This is a genomic window from Kosmotoga arenicorallina S304, assembly GCF_001636545.1.
Taxonomy (GTDB): Bacteria; Thermotogota; Thermotogae; order Petrotogales; family Kosmotogaceae; genus Kosmotoga_B; species Kosmotoga_B arenicorallina.
Genome location: NZ_JFHK01000005.1, coordinates 122,618 through 137,522, shown reverse-complemented (window position 1 = coordinate 137,522; position 14,905 = coordinate 122,618). Strand labels below are relative to the sequence as shown.

16 protein-coding genes are annotated in these 14,905 nt (G+C 41.4%); 7 read left to right on the top strand and 9 right to left on the bottom strand.

Going from position 1 to position 14,905, the window contains the following annotated elements:
• Both AT15_RS04815 and AT15_RS04810 read right to left on the bottom strand, forming a co-directional pair.
• The gene (locus tag AT15_RS04815) at window positions 1–1,086 is read right to left on the bottom strand and encodes an AAA family ATPase (protein WP_068346909.1); all 1,086 of its coding nucleotides are present in this window, start codon (window positions 1,084–1,086) and stop codon (window positions 1–3) included.
• Window positions 1,087–1,108: 22 nt separating this feature from the next.
• A complete protein-coding gene (locus AT15_RS04810; RefSeq protein ID WP_153019706.1) occupies window positions 1,109–2,716 on the bottom strand; it encodes a hypothetical protein in 1,608 nt (535 codons plus the stop codon).
• Between the two features lie 13 nt (window positions 2,717–2,729).
• Here AT15_RS04810 and AT15_RS04805 point away from each other — a divergent pair, with 13 nt between their 5' ends.
• Window positions 2,730–3,086 carry a DUF4258 domain-containing protein gene (locus AT15_RS04805; RefSeq protein ID WP_084251499.1) on the top strand — a complete coding sequence of 119 codons (357 nt, stop codon included), beginning with the start codon at window positions 2,730–2,732 and terminating at the stop codon, window positions 3,084–3,086.
• A 35-nt stretch (window positions 3,087–3,121) separates the two neighbouring features.
• Here the strand turns inward: AT15_RS04805 and groL are convergent, their stop codons facing one another.
• From groL to pfkA, 4 genes are all read right to left on the bottom strand, one after another.
• Window positions 3,122–4,744: a chaperonin GroEL gene (groL, locus tag AT15_RS04800; protein WP_068346903.1), complete on the bottom strand. Its 1,623-nt coding sequence runs from the start codon at window positions 4,742–4,744 to the stop codon at window positions 3,122–3,124.
• Between the two features lie 15 nt (window positions 4,745–4,759).
• Entirely contained in the window at window positions 4,760–5,029 is a 270-nt protein-coding gene (groES, locus tag AT15_RS04795; protein WP_068346901.1) for a co-chaperone GroES, read from the bottom strand.
• A 194-nt stretch (window positions 5,030–5,223) separates the two neighbouring features.
• Entirely contained in the window at window positions 5,224–6,642 is a 1,419-nt protein-coding gene (pyk, locus tag AT15_RS04790) for a pyruvate kinase (RefSeq protein ID WP_068346899.1), read from the bottom strand.
• Window positions 6,643–6,662: 20 nt separating this feature from the next.
• Window positions 6,663–7,625, bottom strand: coding sequence for a 6-phosphofructokinase (gene pfkA, locus AT15_RS04785; RefSeq protein WP_068346897.1), 963 nt, complete (start codon window positions 7,623–7,625; stop codon window positions 6,663–6,665).
• Between the two features lie 150 nt (window positions 7,626–7,775).
• Between pfkA and AT15_RS04780 the strand changes: the two genes are divergently transcribed.
• Genes AT15_RS04780 through AT15_RS04755 form a run of 6 tightly spaced genes read left to right on the top strand, consistent with a single transcriptional unit; the run spans window position 7,776 to window position 12,574 of the window.
• Window positions 7,776–7,991 (top strand): putative signal transducing protein, encoded by a 216-nt coding sequence (locus AT15_RS04780; protein WP_068346894.1) that lies wholly within the window; start codon window positions 7,776–7,778, stop codon window positions 7,989–7,991.
• Between the two features lie 6 nt (window positions 7,992–7,997).
• A complete protein-coding gene (gene gcvT, locus AT15_RS04775; RefSeq protein ID WP_068346892.1) occupies window positions 7,998–9,110 on the top strand; it encodes a glycine cleavage system aminomethyltransferase GcvT in 1,113 nt (370 codons plus the stop codon).
• Between the two features lie 21 nt (window positions 9,111–9,131).
• Window positions 9,132–9,506 (top strand): glycine cleavage system protein GcvH, encoded by a 375-nt coding sequence (gcvH, locus tag AT15_RS04770; RefSeq protein ID WP_068346890.1) that lies wholly within the window; start codon window positions 9,132–9,134, stop codon window positions 9,504–9,506.
• Between the two features lies 1 nt (window position 9,507).
• The gene (gene gcvPA / locus AT15_RS04765; RefSeq protein WP_068346888.1) at window positions 9,508–10,857 is read left to right on the top strand and encodes an aminomethyl-transferring glycine dehydrogenase subunit GcvPA; all 1,350 of its coding nucleotides are present in this window, start codon (window positions 9,508–9,510) and stop codon (window positions 10,855–10,857) included.
• Window positions 10,854–12,302 (top strand): aminomethyl-transferring glycine dehydrogenase subunit GcvPB, encoded by a 1,449-nt coding sequence (gcvPB, locus tag AT15_RS04760; protein WP_068346886.1) that lies wholly within the window; start codon window positions 10,854–10,856, stop codon window positions 12,300–12,302. Before gcvPA ends, gcvPB begins: the two co-directional genes overlap by 4 nt.
• Before the next feature lie 41 nt (window positions 12,303–12,343).
• Window positions 12,344–12,574: an RNA-binding S4 domain-containing protein gene (locus tag AT15_RS04755; protein WP_068346987.1), complete on the top strand. Its 231-nt coding sequence runs from the start codon at window positions 12,344–12,346 to the stop codon at window positions 12,572–12,574.
• Window positions 12,575–12,584: 10 nt separating this feature from the next.
• Here the strand turns inward: AT15_RS04755 and AT15_RS04750 are convergent, their stop codons facing one another.
• The 3 genes from AT15_RS04750 to panB are packed head-to-tail and all read right to left on the bottom strand — an operon-like array spanning window position 12,585 to window position 14,904.
• Window positions 12,585–13,304: a biotin--[acetyl-CoA-carboxylase] ligase gene (locus AT15_RS04750; RefSeq protein WP_084251497.1), complete on the bottom strand. Its 720-nt coding sequence runs from the start codon at window positions 13,302–13,304 to the stop codon at window positions 12,585–12,587.
• A complete protein-coding gene (locus tag AT15_RS04745; RefSeq protein WP_068346884.1) occupies window positions 13,301–14,110 on the bottom strand; it encodes a mechanosensitive ion channel family protein in 810 nt (269 codons plus the stop codon). The genes AT15_RS04750 and AT15_RS04745 overlap by 4 nt, the downstream gene beginning before the upstream one ends.
• Window positions 14,107–14,904 (bottom strand): 3-methyl-2-oxobutanoate hydroxymethyltransferase, encoded by a 798-nt coding sequence (gene panB, locus AT15_RS04740; RefSeq protein WP_068346881.1) that lies wholly within the window; start codon window positions 14,902–14,904, stop codon window positions 14,107–14,109. Before panB ends, AT15_RS04745 begins: the two co-directional genes overlap by 4 nt.
• Between the last annotated feature and the right edge of the window lies 1 nt (window position 14,905).

Genomic DNA, 14,905 nt, shown 5'->3' with positions numbered 1-14,905 from the left:
TCATCCCCTCTTTTCGAGATAATCGAGGATATCACCATCAACGGCCAGCTCTTCGAGTAGTTTTTCGTAGAACGCTCTTTTTAATCCCTTCTCATTTTCCAATATATAGGCTATATGCCTTATTATCGAGAAAAAAGAATCTTTCGGGAGACAACTTTTTAGTTTGAGCAAATTCGTTGAAACAACTCCAATTTTTTCGTAATAATCTTTCAGCTCGAGATCGGTAAGCTCTGTGAGATATTTTGTAACTCTTGATATCAAAGCGTTGACAGCTGTTATGTCAAAGCCTTTGATTCGGCTTTGAAGGCTTTCAGAAAGATCCAGAAGAAGCTCAGAAGGCTGTGGTATATTTGCAATTCCCTTTGTTTGGTTGACAAAGGTTCTCGCAGCATCTGGCCCGACAATCCCGGCAGCAAGCACATAACCATATTTTTCAAAGCTTTCCTTGTCAAGGTTTTTGAGAACTTTACCGAGCTTGAACCAGCTTCTTGGACTGGGACGCAGATCAAGCCGCATCGAAACTATCCTGTCTTTTATCAAGAGCTCAGGATATTCACCTATAAAATCACTTACTTCATCGGGTACTCCTACGGATCTGGACCACTCTATCCATTCCTGAGGGTCAGGGGTTATCTCCAGATGGAAGAATCGTGACATGAATGCGGGATCTGTTATTAACTCCACCTGATCATACTCTTCGTCAGGGGGATTAGCGGCAGCCATAATCCATACACCCTCTGGAAGCACATGGTTATGGATTCTTTTATCAATCAGCAGTTGCATTATTGCATTTCTGATTGAGCGATGCGCTCTGTTTATTTCATCAATCAAAATTATTGCCTTACTGTCTTCGGGCCACCAATCAGGCTTCAAAAAAACGGTTTTTCCTTCGCCTCTTGCAGGCATCCCTATCAGGTCTCCTGGTTCCATCTGGGAAATGACGAGAATTATTAGCTTTCTTCCTGTTTCAGCAGCCAGTTCCTTGGCCATGTCTGTTTTTCCAACGCCAAAATGTCCCCATACAAGCGGGATTTCCCCTGATTCCATGATCACTCTGCTTAAGTACTTCACATCGCTTACTCTCATTGTATCCCTCCAAGATTCGCTTTCAAACATCATTATAGCATAGTAATTTTACTCCCAACCACAGATTGAGTGTCCATAAAATCACAGGAATAACAGCACCAAAAAGTAGTCGCGTGAGTGGATTTCCCGGTATTCTTATTAGCACCAGCATTGTATCTATTCTTCCAAGTATGAAAAGGGTTACAGGCAATGCCGTTAATAAAGGCATTATACTACTTACCAAAAATGAAAGTATCGCTCCGGTTAAATTCAAAGCTTTAAAAACATTCTTGCTTTCACCCGTACCGAATCTTTGTTCTAGTATTCCACCAAAAACAGCTAATACAAAGATTGATGGCAACATGAAAAATTGAAAGAGGGTCATAAAATGACTGATATCAGGTTTTACACTTTTGATATAAATAGACAGCATGGTGTTTATCGTACTAAAAAGCAACCATATGAGTAATACTTTTGAGAAAACAAATCTAAAAGAAGTCACAGAAAACACTTTCTTAAAATCATTCAGCTGCCGTTCAAAGGCAAAGAGAGCGGTAGAAGCTATGGTGGTGTAGTTAGATAGAAGAAAAACGAAAAGACTTAGTAATTGTATAATTCCTGTGCCCATAATGAGTGAAGGGTTTGCGATTATTATTACAGGCGCGAATAATGCGGGATAGAGAAATGCGAATATGAGTTTAGGCTCTCTAAAAATCAACAAAGCATCTTTTTTCAAAAGAGATAAAAAAGGAGGCAGGTAATGAAGCTTTTCAATGTTGTTCTTTGATTTTCGGGGCATTGCCCAGAGTTTATTGAGGATTAAAGAATAGTATTTCCTGGATACAAGTTCGACACCAGCGCCAAGTGAGATGACGAAGATTGAAAAAACAAGGGCGTCGGTTAAATCTCCTGTGATTGCCTTAACGAATAAACTCCAGGGCAGAAATTTTGATGTAGCAATACTGCTAAATGCTAAAAGTCTATCAGTGACTTCGAGAGCAGAGGCACTTTCCAAAGCGGAAAAATCCATTATTCGAAGTGTAAAAACAAATACCACAAGAGTCACCGCCGTCATTATAGCGGATATGAATTTCATCAATTTTCCGCTGGTAAAGAAAACTATGATTGTTGATGCCAGAACGTTTACGAAGAATATCTCTATTATGAAGAGAGAGAATAGGAACAGAACTCTTAAGAAATCATAACCTCTGTAACCAAGACCATAAAGAGCACCAAGAAAAAAAGGCGAGAAGAGAACTAACGGAAGACTTGCAGAGGAAAACACCTCAAAAAGCTGAGCTTTGAATATATTTGAACGCTTTATTGGGGTATGCCAGAGGTTTTCAAGCTTATCTGCAAAGAAGAGGTTTGATATTGTTACTGGAATATCGCTTCCCAGCATTATTACAAATATTATCGAAGCAAAAAAAGATATTATTAGTTCTGAAAGATCCACATCGGTTAGCGATTTGAGTTTTTGAGAAAGCTCTGAAACCTTTTCAAAGTTGGGTATGAAAAAGATTTTAAGGTAAAATATCAGTGGAAAGAGGACAAGGAACAATACGCCGGCAATCAAGAATAGGATAATCAGTCCCCTTGTTCTGTATTTCATAATACTGTGGAGCTGTTCCTTTAATCTCCATTTTATCAACTGCAGGAGTTCCATGGTATTAATTTTAAGGCAGGAGTTTGTCATGCAGTTCTTCTTTTTTGTTATTATTGCTTTAATAATCGCCATGTTTATAGTTGAAAGTCCACGAATTAAAAAAAGTCCCAAAGAAAGCGCCGGGCAAAAAATGATTACCGATATAGGTGATATAAGATTTACGGCTCATGCTTTACAGCGCCTTAACGAACGCGGGATTGGAATTGAAGAAATAAAGAAAATAATCATGGATCAATCTTCAAAGGCTGTCCTTGAAAAAAATGGGAATATCAGACTGGAAAAAGATGGAATTGTGGTTATTTTCAGAAATGAACCTATGGGAGTACTTGTAATTACTGTTTTTTTTAATAATTAAAGAGGGAGGGGTTTCCCCTCCCTCTGTTTTCTGTATTAGTATTCAGGCATCGGTGGTGTTGCAGGTTCTTTCTTTTCTTCTGGCTTCTCGACAATTGCCGCTTCTGTTGTGAGCAAGATACCAGCAATTGATGCAGCATTCTGCAAAGCGCTTCTTGTAACTTTAACGGGATCAACAATACCGGCATCGAACATGTTCACAAATTTGTTGTTGAGAGCATCGTAACCCTTTTCGACATCATCAAGTTCCAGAACCTTGTGAACAATGACAGCTCCGTCAAAACCTGCATTGGCGGCTATCTGCCTCATGGGCATGTCGAGAGATTTATAAACGATCTGGACACCGATCTTCATATCGGCATTTTCGGTTTCGCCAAGGAGTTTTTCTACGGCCTTTTTTGCTCTTACAAGCGCTACTCCACCACCGGCAACGATGCCTTCTTCAACAGCGGCTCTTGTTGCGCTCAGAGCGTCCTCAATTCTGTGCTTCTTTTCTTTCAGTTCTGTTTCAGTAGCAGCGCCGACTTTGATAACAGCGACTCCACCAGAGAGTTTGGCAAGTCTTTCCTGAAGTGTTTCCTTCTCGTAATCAGAAGTTGTCTGCTCGATCTGAGCCTTTATCTGGCCTATTCTCTGCTTGATCTTTTCAGGATCTCCCTTACCATCAACAATGATTGTATCGTCTTTCTTGACTTTCACCATTCCGGCCGTTCCAAGATCTTCGAGCGAGACGTTCTCAAGAGTAAGACCCACTTCTTCGCTGATAACTGTTCCGCCGGTGAGAATGGCTATGTCCTGAAGCATTGCTTTTCTCCTGTCACCAAAACCGGGAGCTTTAATTGCTATGGATTCAAGAGTTCCTCTAAGCTTGTTGAGAACCAGCGTGGAAAGAGCTTCGCCTTCAACATCTTCCGCTATGATAACAAGAGGCTTGCCAGCCTGTGCAACTTTTTCCAGTATGGAGACGATAGGCTTGACAGCGGAAAGCTTCTTGTCGGTGATAAGTATGTAAGGTTCCTTGATAACAGCTTCCATTTTTTCAGGATCGGTAACGAAATATGGTGAGATGTAGCCTCTGTCGAACTGCATACCTTCTACAAATTCGACATAGGTTTCCAGTGTTTTTGAGTCCTCGACAGTTATAACACCATCTTCTCCGACTTTGTCCATGGCTTCGGCAATGAGTTCACCAATGGACGGATCATTAGCGGAAATAGCTGCAACGTGTGCTATATCATCGCGGTTGGAAAGCTTCTTTGACATTGAGCGGATTTCTTCAACAGCTTTTTCAACAGCTTTTTCAATCCCTCTCTTAATGAGTATGGGGTTGGCACCGGCAGTAACATTTTTAAGTCCTTCCTTGATCATGGCTTGAGCCAAAACGGTTGCTGTTGTGGTACCATCACCAGCAATATCGTTGGTTTTGGAAGCGACCTCTTTTACCAGCTGGGCACCAAGGTTTTCAAATTTATCTTCCAATTCAATCTCTTTGGCAATAGAAACACCATCGTTGGTTATTGTGGGAGAGCCCCAGCTCTTTTCGAGCACTACATTTCTCCCTTTAGGCCCAAGAGTTATTTTAACAGCGTTTGCAACAGCATCTACTCCCTTTTCAAGAGCCGTTCTTGCTTCCTCACTGAATCTTATGATTTTAGGCATTCAGACTACCCCCTTTCAGTCCTCGATTTTAGCCAAAATATCGTCCTGATCAATGACGATGTAATCCTCATCGTCGATCTTTATTTCCGTTCCAGCATATTTGGAGAATATAACCTTATCACCGGCTTTAATGTCAAGATCTTCGACATCCTTACCTACCTCGATAACTTCTGCTTTCATGGGTTTTTCTTTTGCGGTGTCAGGAAGAACAATACCACCCTCAGTTTTTCTTTCCTCTTTGATTGGCTTGATAAGAAGCCTTGAACCTAACGGGATAACTTTCATACAACGACCTCCTTTCATATTTTCGAAGAAATATTAGCACTCTAAGTGTTAGTTTGCTAATAAAATGATAAAACAAAAAGCGGACATCTTCAATTCCAAAAACAAGCCATATTATAGGTTTATATCTAATAAGAGTAAAATATACCTGATTATAAATCAAAAACTCTGTATTTCATATCATTTCCCCTTGCTTTTTACGCTTTTTCCAGCTTGAGCATATTTGTAGAATGCGCTACTCCCAGTGGAACACCAGCGGTGATTATGAAATGATCTCCACCTTTGATTAATTCCATTTCCCGTGCTTTTTTCCCGGCAATCTCCACCATTTCATCGATAGATGAGCCTATCTTCTGATAAAGCGGCAATACGCCCCATACAAGAGACAGTTGGTAGTAAGTTCTTCTGTTAGGAGTAACCGCGAGAATGGTCGATCTGGGTCTGAACCCTGAAACGTTTATGGCAGTGTGCCCTGAATAAGTTGATGAAACAATCAATTTAACTTTTAAACTTTCACTTATGTCCCATGCAGCCCTGCAAATGGCATCGGTGTGATCATCGGCATCCGCGTCACGGCGAGTCCAATGGAGGATATGAGGATTTTCCTGAAGGTATCTTTCAGTAGATATTGCGGTTTTATTCATCACACACACAGCTTCAATGGGATAGTTGCCAATAGAAGTTTCAGCAGAAAGCATAATAGCGTCTGTACCATCGAGAATGGCATTTGAAATGTCGGTCGCTTCTGCCCGCGTGGGAGTCGGGTTTTCGATCATTGATTCAAGCATCTGTGTAGCGGTAATAACAGGTATCCTGTGCCTGTTACCTGCCTTTATAATCTTTTTTTGGGCTATTGGAACTTCTTCGACTGGAATTTCAACACCAAGATCTCCTCTGGCAACCATAAGACCATCGCTAACTTCGGAAATTTCAGTTATTTTCGATAACGCCTGAGAGGTTTCGATTTTTGAAACAACAGGTATATTTGACCCGTGACTATTTATGATTTCCCGGGCTTTTTTAACGTCTTCGGGTTTTCTCACAAAGGAAAGCGCAAAATAATCAACGCCTTCTTCAACCCCGAGTTTTATATAGACTTCATCTTTCTTTGTTACAGCGTTTATGCTAAGGTCTATTCCCGGTACGTTTATTCCGCGATGATGCGTAATCTCGGCATCATTCAAAACCTCTGTTGTGATGGATTTTTCCGAAGTATCAAGAACTTTCAGCTTCACTTTTCCATCATTGAGCAGGATAATGTCCCCGGGATTTACTTCCCGGGGTAATAACGGATAGTTCACACTAACACCATTGCTGTCGCCAATGATGTTCTCTGTTGTTAAAGAGAATTTTTGCCCCTTATGCAAAGATACGTTATCATTGTTGAAAGTGCCCGTTCTAAGCTTTGGTCCTGAAAGGTCAAGCAATATCGCAACAGGGATACCGAGTTCATCTCTTATTCTTTTTATGGTGCGGATTCTTTCTCTGTGGTGATCAGGGGTATCATGGGAAGTATTAAGGCGTGCGACATTCATACCCGCGAGTATGAGCTTTTTAATCATTTCGGGTGATTCAGTAGCTGGACCAATAGTACAGACAATTTTGGTTTTTCTCACAAATACCACCTCATTAAAAATCAGGAGAGGATTGCTGCCATTTTTATGAGAGTTTCGTCAAGCCCTTTTTTCTCAGATAAAACCTTTGAATAAGGAACCCTTGCCATTTTTCCTGATTGGAGAGCGAGCATTACGCCAAATTCGCCGTCTTTTATCGCTTGAATGGCTTCATATCCCATCCGGGAAGCAAGAATTCTATCAAAAGCTGTGGGAGTACCGCCCCTCTGGATATGTCCAAGAATGGTTATTCTTGTTTCGTAACCTATTCTGTGTTCCATATGCCTTGCAACTGTATATGCGCTCGCCGCGCCTTCTGCTACCACTATAATACAGTTGATCTTTCCTCGATTTCTTTCATTCCAAATTTTTTCGGCTATTGCTTTGTAATCGACAGGTCTTTCCGGTATTATTATTGCCTCTGCTCCAGTTGCAATACCAGCATTCAGAGCCACATAACCAGAGCTTCTTCCCATAACTTCTACAACGAAAGCTCTTTCATGAGATGAAGCGGTGTCTTTCAATTTTTGGATGTTTTCTACGCAGGTATTCAAACAGGTATCAACGCCTATACACATATCAGTATGGGCTATGTCGTTGTCTATTGTCCCGGGAATGCCTACGGAAGGAATACCGGTTTCCTCCATCAATAGCATTGCCCCTGTAAGGCTTCCTTCTCCACCTACGACAACAAGAGCATCTATCCCGTGCTTTTTGAGTATTTCAGAAGCTTTCTTGCGCCCTTGCTCAGTTCTGAACTCTTCGCAACGGGATGTTTGTAAAATAGTGCCACCCTTTTCCATAATCCCGCCAACTGAAGAATAATCCATGTCAAAGATATCCTCATCTAAAAGACCTGAATACCCCCGCTTTATGCCAACCACTTCATACCCTTCGGTTACCGCTGTTCTTACAGTTGAGCGAATAGCGGCATTCATTCCAGGTGCGTCCCCGCCACTTGTAAGCACTGCTATTTTTTTTACCATACCATCGACCTCCTGAGCATAACAAAGTAAAGTTAAATCCGGCGTGATTATAGCACATTAATTGCCAAATCTCATTTAAGCTGAGACTTTATGTTGATTAACGAAGCCTGGCAGTCAATGCTATAATTAATCGGAAGCGAGGTGAAAGCCATGAAAAAGCTTAAAGAAGCTATTCAGCGCCATGAAGCAGAGCTGATTAAAGGAATTCTTGAAAACGAAGGCATTGAAGTAGAAATAAAGCCGTCACACATCGCTTACACTGACACTATTTACTTTGGGGAAGGATCACTTTCAGATATCCTTGTGCCTGACGAAATGTTTGAAAAAGCAAAAAAAATACTTGAAGAATACAGCGGAAAGGAGTAATAACTAATGGGAGACCTAAAAAAGACACCCCTTTACCATGAACATCTTCGACTTGGCGCACGAATGGTAGAGTTTGGTGGCTGGGAAATGCCTGTCCAGTATGAATCCATAATTGAGGAACACAAAGCAGTAAGAACTGTAGCAGGGCTTTTTGATGTATCTCACATGGGAGAAATCTCTATCAAAGGTAATGATGCAGTAGCTTTTGCCGATTATCTGGTAACAAATTCCGTATCCACTCTAAAAAACGGCGAGATCTGTTACACGCCTATGTGTAACGAAAAAGGTGGCGTGGTTGACGACTTGCTGGTTTACAGGATTAGCAATAGTGAAGTGATGCTCGTTGTAAACGCTTCAAATATCGATAAGGATTACAACTGGGTTCTTGAAAGGGCAAAAGACAGAGACTTTTCTATTACATTGAGCAACATATCTAACCAGACAGCCCAGCTTGCTTTTCAGGGTCCTAAGGCTGAAGAAATCCTCAAGGAAATTTCACAGGTAATGCTTGATGAAATTTCCTTCTACCATTTCACACGGGGAAAAGTAAACGGGATTGATTGCATTGTTTCAAGAACGGGATACACGGGCGAAGATGGCTTCGAACTATATGTTAGCACAGAAGCTGCGGTTCCGCTGTGGCGAAAAATTCTTGAAGTCGGTGCTTCCTATGGCGTTAAGCCAGCGGGCCTTGGTGCAAGGGATCTTCTGAGATTTGAAGCGTGTTATATGCTGTATGGGAATGAGCTCACAGATGAAATAACCCCCCTTGAAGCCGGGCTTAAATGGGCGGTAAAATTCGAAAAGGAATTTTATGGGCGCCAGGCTCTGTTAGAACAGCGCGAAAAAGGTCTCGAAAAGAGGCTCAGAGGTTTGGAATTGTTAGATAAAGGAATAGCCAGGCATGGCTATGAAATTTACGCTGATGATAAAAATATCGGTTGGGTAAGCAGCGGCATGCTTTCTCCTTCAACAGGGAAAAGACTTGCACTGGCTTATGTAAAAAAGAGTTATTGGAAAGCAGGTACAGAAGTATTTGTAAAGATCAGGAACAAACTTGTCAAAGCGCAGGTTGTAAAAACACCTTTTTACAGAGGTTCAGTTAAATCAAAGGCCTGAAAATGGGAAAGGAGGAGTACAATGAAAAAATACGCAAAAACTCATGAATGGGTTCATGTTGAGGGAAATGTCGCAACGGTAGGAATATCCAATTACGCCCAGGAACACCTTGGAGACATTGTTTATGTTGAACTTCCTGAAGTTGGTAAGGAAGTCACCAAAGGCGATACAATTTGCTCTGTTGAGTCTGTAAAGGCTGCAAGTGATGTATATTCACCGCTTTCGGGAAAAGTCGTCGAAGTCAACGAGGAATTGGATAGCGCTCCTGAAACTATAAACAGCGATGCTGAAAAAAGTGGTTGGATCTTCAAACTGGAACTCAGCGATCCTGCTGAATTAGACGGTTTAATGGATGAGGAGGAGTATAAGAAGTATTGCGAAGAAGAGGAGGCCTAAAATGAGCCGCTATTCTTACATACCACATACAGAAACCGAGATATCAGAAATGCTCGAAACCATTGGGGTAAAAAGCATTGAAGCCCTTTTTGAAGATGTACCGAAGGTTTTCGATTTTAAACTGGATCTGCCAGAGAGCTCTGATGAATTCAGTGTGGCGCGAGAATTAAAGGCTCTGTCTAAAAAAAATCTTAGCTTAAACGAAATGGCAATTTTCCGGGGTGCCGGAGTTTATTATCACTATATTCCTTCCGCTATCAGGTATTTATCTTCAAGAGGGGAATTTCTCACCGCTTATACTCCTTACCAGCCCGAAGTATCGCAGGGCACTTTACAGGCACTGTTTGAATTTCAAACAATGATAGCCGAACTGACCGGGCTCGAAGTAGCGAACTCTTCTATGTATGATGGTGCTACTGCTGTCGCCGAAGCCGCATTGATGGCTGTGCGGACTAATGGCAGGAATAGGGTTCTGATTTCACAGACAATCCACCCGGAATATCGGCATGTAACCAATACTTATTGCCATGCCCAGAGTATTGAAATTGAAGAACTCCCTTATTCAAAGGACACAGGCCAGATTGATCTGGAAAAATTGAAAAGCACCCTTGATGATGATGTTTCTGCGGTTATTGTTGGTTATCCCAATTACTTTGGCATCATTGAGGATTTAAAGAAAATAAAAGCACTTCTTGATGAGAAGATCATGTTTATAGTAGTTGCTAACCCCATTGCGCTCTCTGTGCTTGAAGCTCCGGGGAGTTTTGGCGCGGATATAGTTGTGGGGGAAGGACAACCATTAGGCAATCCATCCAGTTTAGGCGGACCGGGATTTGGTTTTTTTGCAACAAGGGAAAAGTTTGTCAGAAAAATGCCCGGAAGAATTATCGGAGAAACAAAGGATGTTGATGGAAAAACTGGCTATGTCATGGTTCTTCAGACAAGAGAGCAGCATATAAGGAGGGGGAAAGCAACTTCTAATATCTGCTCTAACCATGCCCATAATGCTGTTATCGCTGCTATGTATATGAGCCTTTTGGGAAAAGAAGGCCTTAGAGAAGTTGCGATAAGGTCCTTTGATAAAGCTCATTATCTCTTCCATCAAATTTCAAAAATCGAGGGAATGGAACCCCTGTTTTCCGGACCTTTTTTCCATGAATTTCCCGTTAGATTAAAAGGCACATCTGCTAGCAAGCTCAACGCTGATTTGTTGAAACACAAAATACTCGGTCCGATGGAGCTTGAAAAGGATTTTCCGGAACTTGGCAATTCTGTTCTGTTTTGCACAACAGAAGCAGTTAGAAATGAAGACCTCGAATTTCTTCTTGGCCGTCTGGAGGAGATATTATGACGATATTTGAAAAATCTGTATCTGGAAGAAAGGGGTATTCATTACCTGACGAACCTCTTCATGATAGCTCTCCTCTTTCAAATGTTCCGGAGCATCTTTTGAGGAAAAGAGATCCGGAGCTCCCTGAAAGTAGCGAAGTAGATGTTGTGCGCCACTATACGGAATTGTCCAGAAAAAATTATTCTGTAGACTGTGGTTTTTATCCACTGGGTTCCTGTACGATGAAATACAATCCAAGGTTAAATGAAGAAGTCGCCTCTCTTGAGGGATTTTTACATCTTCATCCCCATCAACCCATTGAGAGCATACAGGGAGCTATGGAGGTTATGTACGAGCTTCAAAAAATGCTCTCTGAAATAACAGGTATGGACGCTTTTACGCTTCAGCCAGCTGCCGGAGCACACGGAGAACTTACCGGCATGCTTATCGTGAAAAAATACTTTGAAGTGAAGGGAGAACAGCAGCGAAGGAAAGTCATCGTCCCGGACTCTGCCCACGGCACAAACCCTGCATCGGCAAAAATGGCGGGTTTTGAAGTAGTAGAAATCGCCTCTAATTCTTCCGGTTTGGTTGACCTTGATAATCTCAAAGAGGTTCTTGATGATAGTGTAGCAGCTATAATGCTGACTAATCCCAATACTTTGGGTCTTTTTGAGAAAGATATCCTCGAAATTTCGAAGATTGCTCACAAAAATGGAACCCTTCTTTATTATGACGGTGCAAACCTAAACGCTATCATGGGTCGTGTCAGGCCGGGAGATATGGGCTTTGACATTGTTCATCTTAACCTTCACAAAACCTTTTCAACCCCTCATGGAATGGGAGGCCCGGGTAGCGGTCCGGTTGGTGTCAGTGCAAAATTGAAAGAATTTCTTCCTGTCCCGATTGTTGCACTGAATGATGATGGTTATTATTTCGACTATAATTTGCCAAAGAGTATTGGAAAGGTGAGGAGCTTCTATGGTAATTTTGGGGTTCTTCTCAAAGCTTATGCTTACATCAGGATGCTGGGTAAAGATGGTTTGAAATTCGCCAGTGAGATGGCTGTATTGAATGCCAATTATTTGAGGGTCAAGCTATCTAAACTCATAAAAGCTTCTCATCCCGGAATTTGTAAACATGAATTCGTACTTGACGGAAGTATACTCGTCAAGGAATTTGGCGTAAAGACTCTGGATCTGGCAAAACGTCTTCTGGATTATGGAGTACATCCTCCAACGATTTACTTTCCTCTTATTGTACACGAAGCAATGATGATTGAACCAACCGAAACCGAAAGCAAAGATAACCTTGACAGATTTGTTGAAGTCATCGGAAAGATTCTTGAAGAAGCCAGAGATAACCCTGAAACCCTTAAGAACGCGCCATATACTACGCCTGTAAGGCGCCTTGATGAAACCATGGCTTCCAGAAAACCTGTAATGCGCTGGAAAAAAGAAAAATGAGGGCCGGCGTAAGCCGGCCTTTTCTGTTGCGAGGTGAAATTTTGAGGCTTGATAAATTTCTAAAGATAAACAGGATAATCAAACGTAGAACACTTGCAAAAGATGCTATTGACAAAGGCTTTGTGCTGAAAAATGGAAAGAAGGCGAAACCCTCCAGCGAAGTGAACTATGGGGATGAAATTCAAATAAACTTTGCAAATAGGACCATTGTGATCAAAGTGATAGAAAACATGGAAGTAGAAGTTATTAGAGAAGAAAAAAGCGATAATTGATAGCAGTTCATTAAAGAATTTCCCCCGCCATTATCTTTATCGTCTTATTGTCTGTTTTCAGCAAGAGGTATTCGGAGTTTATTTTTTCTATGGTTCCGGTTATTTTTTCACCATTCGGCAAGCTCAACCTTATTTTATCTCCTTCCCTGTGCATCAGGTATTTTTTCCATTTTCTTGTGAAATATTTCTTCATTCTCACCTGAAGGTATTTTCTACGAAGGTTCTCAAGCTTGTTTAAAAGCCTTTTTAGAATAAAGCTCACATCATAATCTTTTGAAGTAACCTCTTTTAAAGAAATAGCAATTTTTGATAATTCGGGCGGAATAGTGTTCTTGACATTAAGTCCCACTCCTGTTACGACACCGAGTAACCTTTCCCCTTCAATTACAGATTCAGTGAGGATTCCAGCAATTTTCTTTCCCTTTACGTAGACATCATTTGGCCATTTGATCATAGCATCACAGTCCAGCTCACAAAGCAGTTCAGCAATGCCAACACTGATCAATTTTGTGTAGTAACCAGTATCTTTCAATAGGCGGGGTTTGAAGACAATGCTGAACCAGAGTCCCCCGTCATCGGAATGCCATGGACGGTTAAACCTTCCATAGCCCGCAGTTTGTTTAAGCGCCCAAACAATGGTTCCTGAGGGTAATCTGGAGAGATTTTCAATGGCATATCTGTTTGTTGAAGGCAATTCGGTAAAAGAGTAAATTTCCTCTCCTATAATCACTGAATCCCTCCGACTCCGGGCAGCTCTTTTACGTGTATATCAAGCTGAGGAAAAGGTATGGTAATGCCCTTTTCTTTCAGCTTTTTATATATTCCAGCCGCAACATTGTTTTGAACATCAAAATAGTTGGCTCTTTCAAACCAGAAATAGAGCTTGAAATCAATGCTTGAAGTATTGAAACCATTGAAAACAACGAAATTTGAAATGCCTTCGCCTTTATAGATAAGCTCCTCTTCATCTATGACTTCCTGTAAAACACTCAGGGCTACGGAAACTTCGACTTCGTAAGGAAGGCCAACAATCATTTCTAATCTTCTGATAGGTCCGGGCCAATAGTGTATAATCTCTCCCCTCCACACTGATATATTGGGAATGAGAACTCTTTTTCCATCGAAACTCTTCAGAATAGTGTGATTTAGATTAACCGTTTCAACAACCCCACTGTGTTCCCCTATTTTGACAACATCCCCTTCAATAACAGCTCTGCCGACAAGCAGAAATATCCCGGAAATGATGTTTTCGAGAGGTCTTTGAAGGGCTATACCAACGACAAGCCCTCCCACTCCAATGCCGGTGATGACCGGTATAAGATCTTCAAAGATCACACTCAGGATTATCATTGCTGCAATTAAAAAGAAAAAGATGTTCAACACAAGCCTTAATGTATTGGGTGCTTTGAGAGAAGTCCCTTTTCTTGAATAAAAACCCTGTATTACTCTGAATGTTAGCTTTGAAGAATAATAAGCCACCAGGAGAAGTAAAAGGCTGATTCCTATTTTGGATAAGGTGGAAATCCAGCCGGTCATCCTTTCACCTCCCTGAAACTGTGCTCGTCTGAAGGAAATTTTACCGACTTGACCTCTTCGTCGTATCTTTTCAAAGCATTTACTATTGTTTCTCTAAGATTTGCATAGCGTTTCACAAAAGTTGGTTTGAATTCTGTGTTGATCCCCAAAAGGTCATGCCACACAAGCACCTGCCCATCACAATATTTACCTGATCCAATTCCGATTGTGGGGATTTTCAATTCTTCTGTCAATGTCCTTGCCACTTCCTCAACTATGAGTTCTAAGACAATAGCAAAAGCTCCTGCGTCTTCAAGAGCATTGACATTTTCCACCAGATTTTTAATGCTCTTTTCACTGCGCCCTTGCACAAAATAGCCGCCAATCTTATTCAAGTGCTGTGGGGTGAGACCAACATGACCCATTACAGGAATTCCGTAATCAGTCAATTTTTTTATGAGGCTGGCAACCTCAACGCCACCTTCGATTTTTACAGCATTGGCACCGGCCTTCATAAAAAGGCAGGCATTCTTTATTGCTTCACTTTCAGAAGGTTGATAAGACATAAAGGGCATGTCGGCTATGATGAACGAATTTCGAGCACCTCTCTTTACCGCTTCTACAACGGGCAGAAGATGCTCCATTGAAACAGGAAGTGTGTTCTCGTAGCCGAGCATCACATTTCCATAAGAGTCTCCGACAAGTAACAGGTCTATTCCTGCCTCTTCGGCCATCTTTGCCTGAAAATAACTATAAACAGTTATCATGGAAAGCTTTTCTTTTCCCTTGGAATTTATTATTTTTCGCACGTTCACG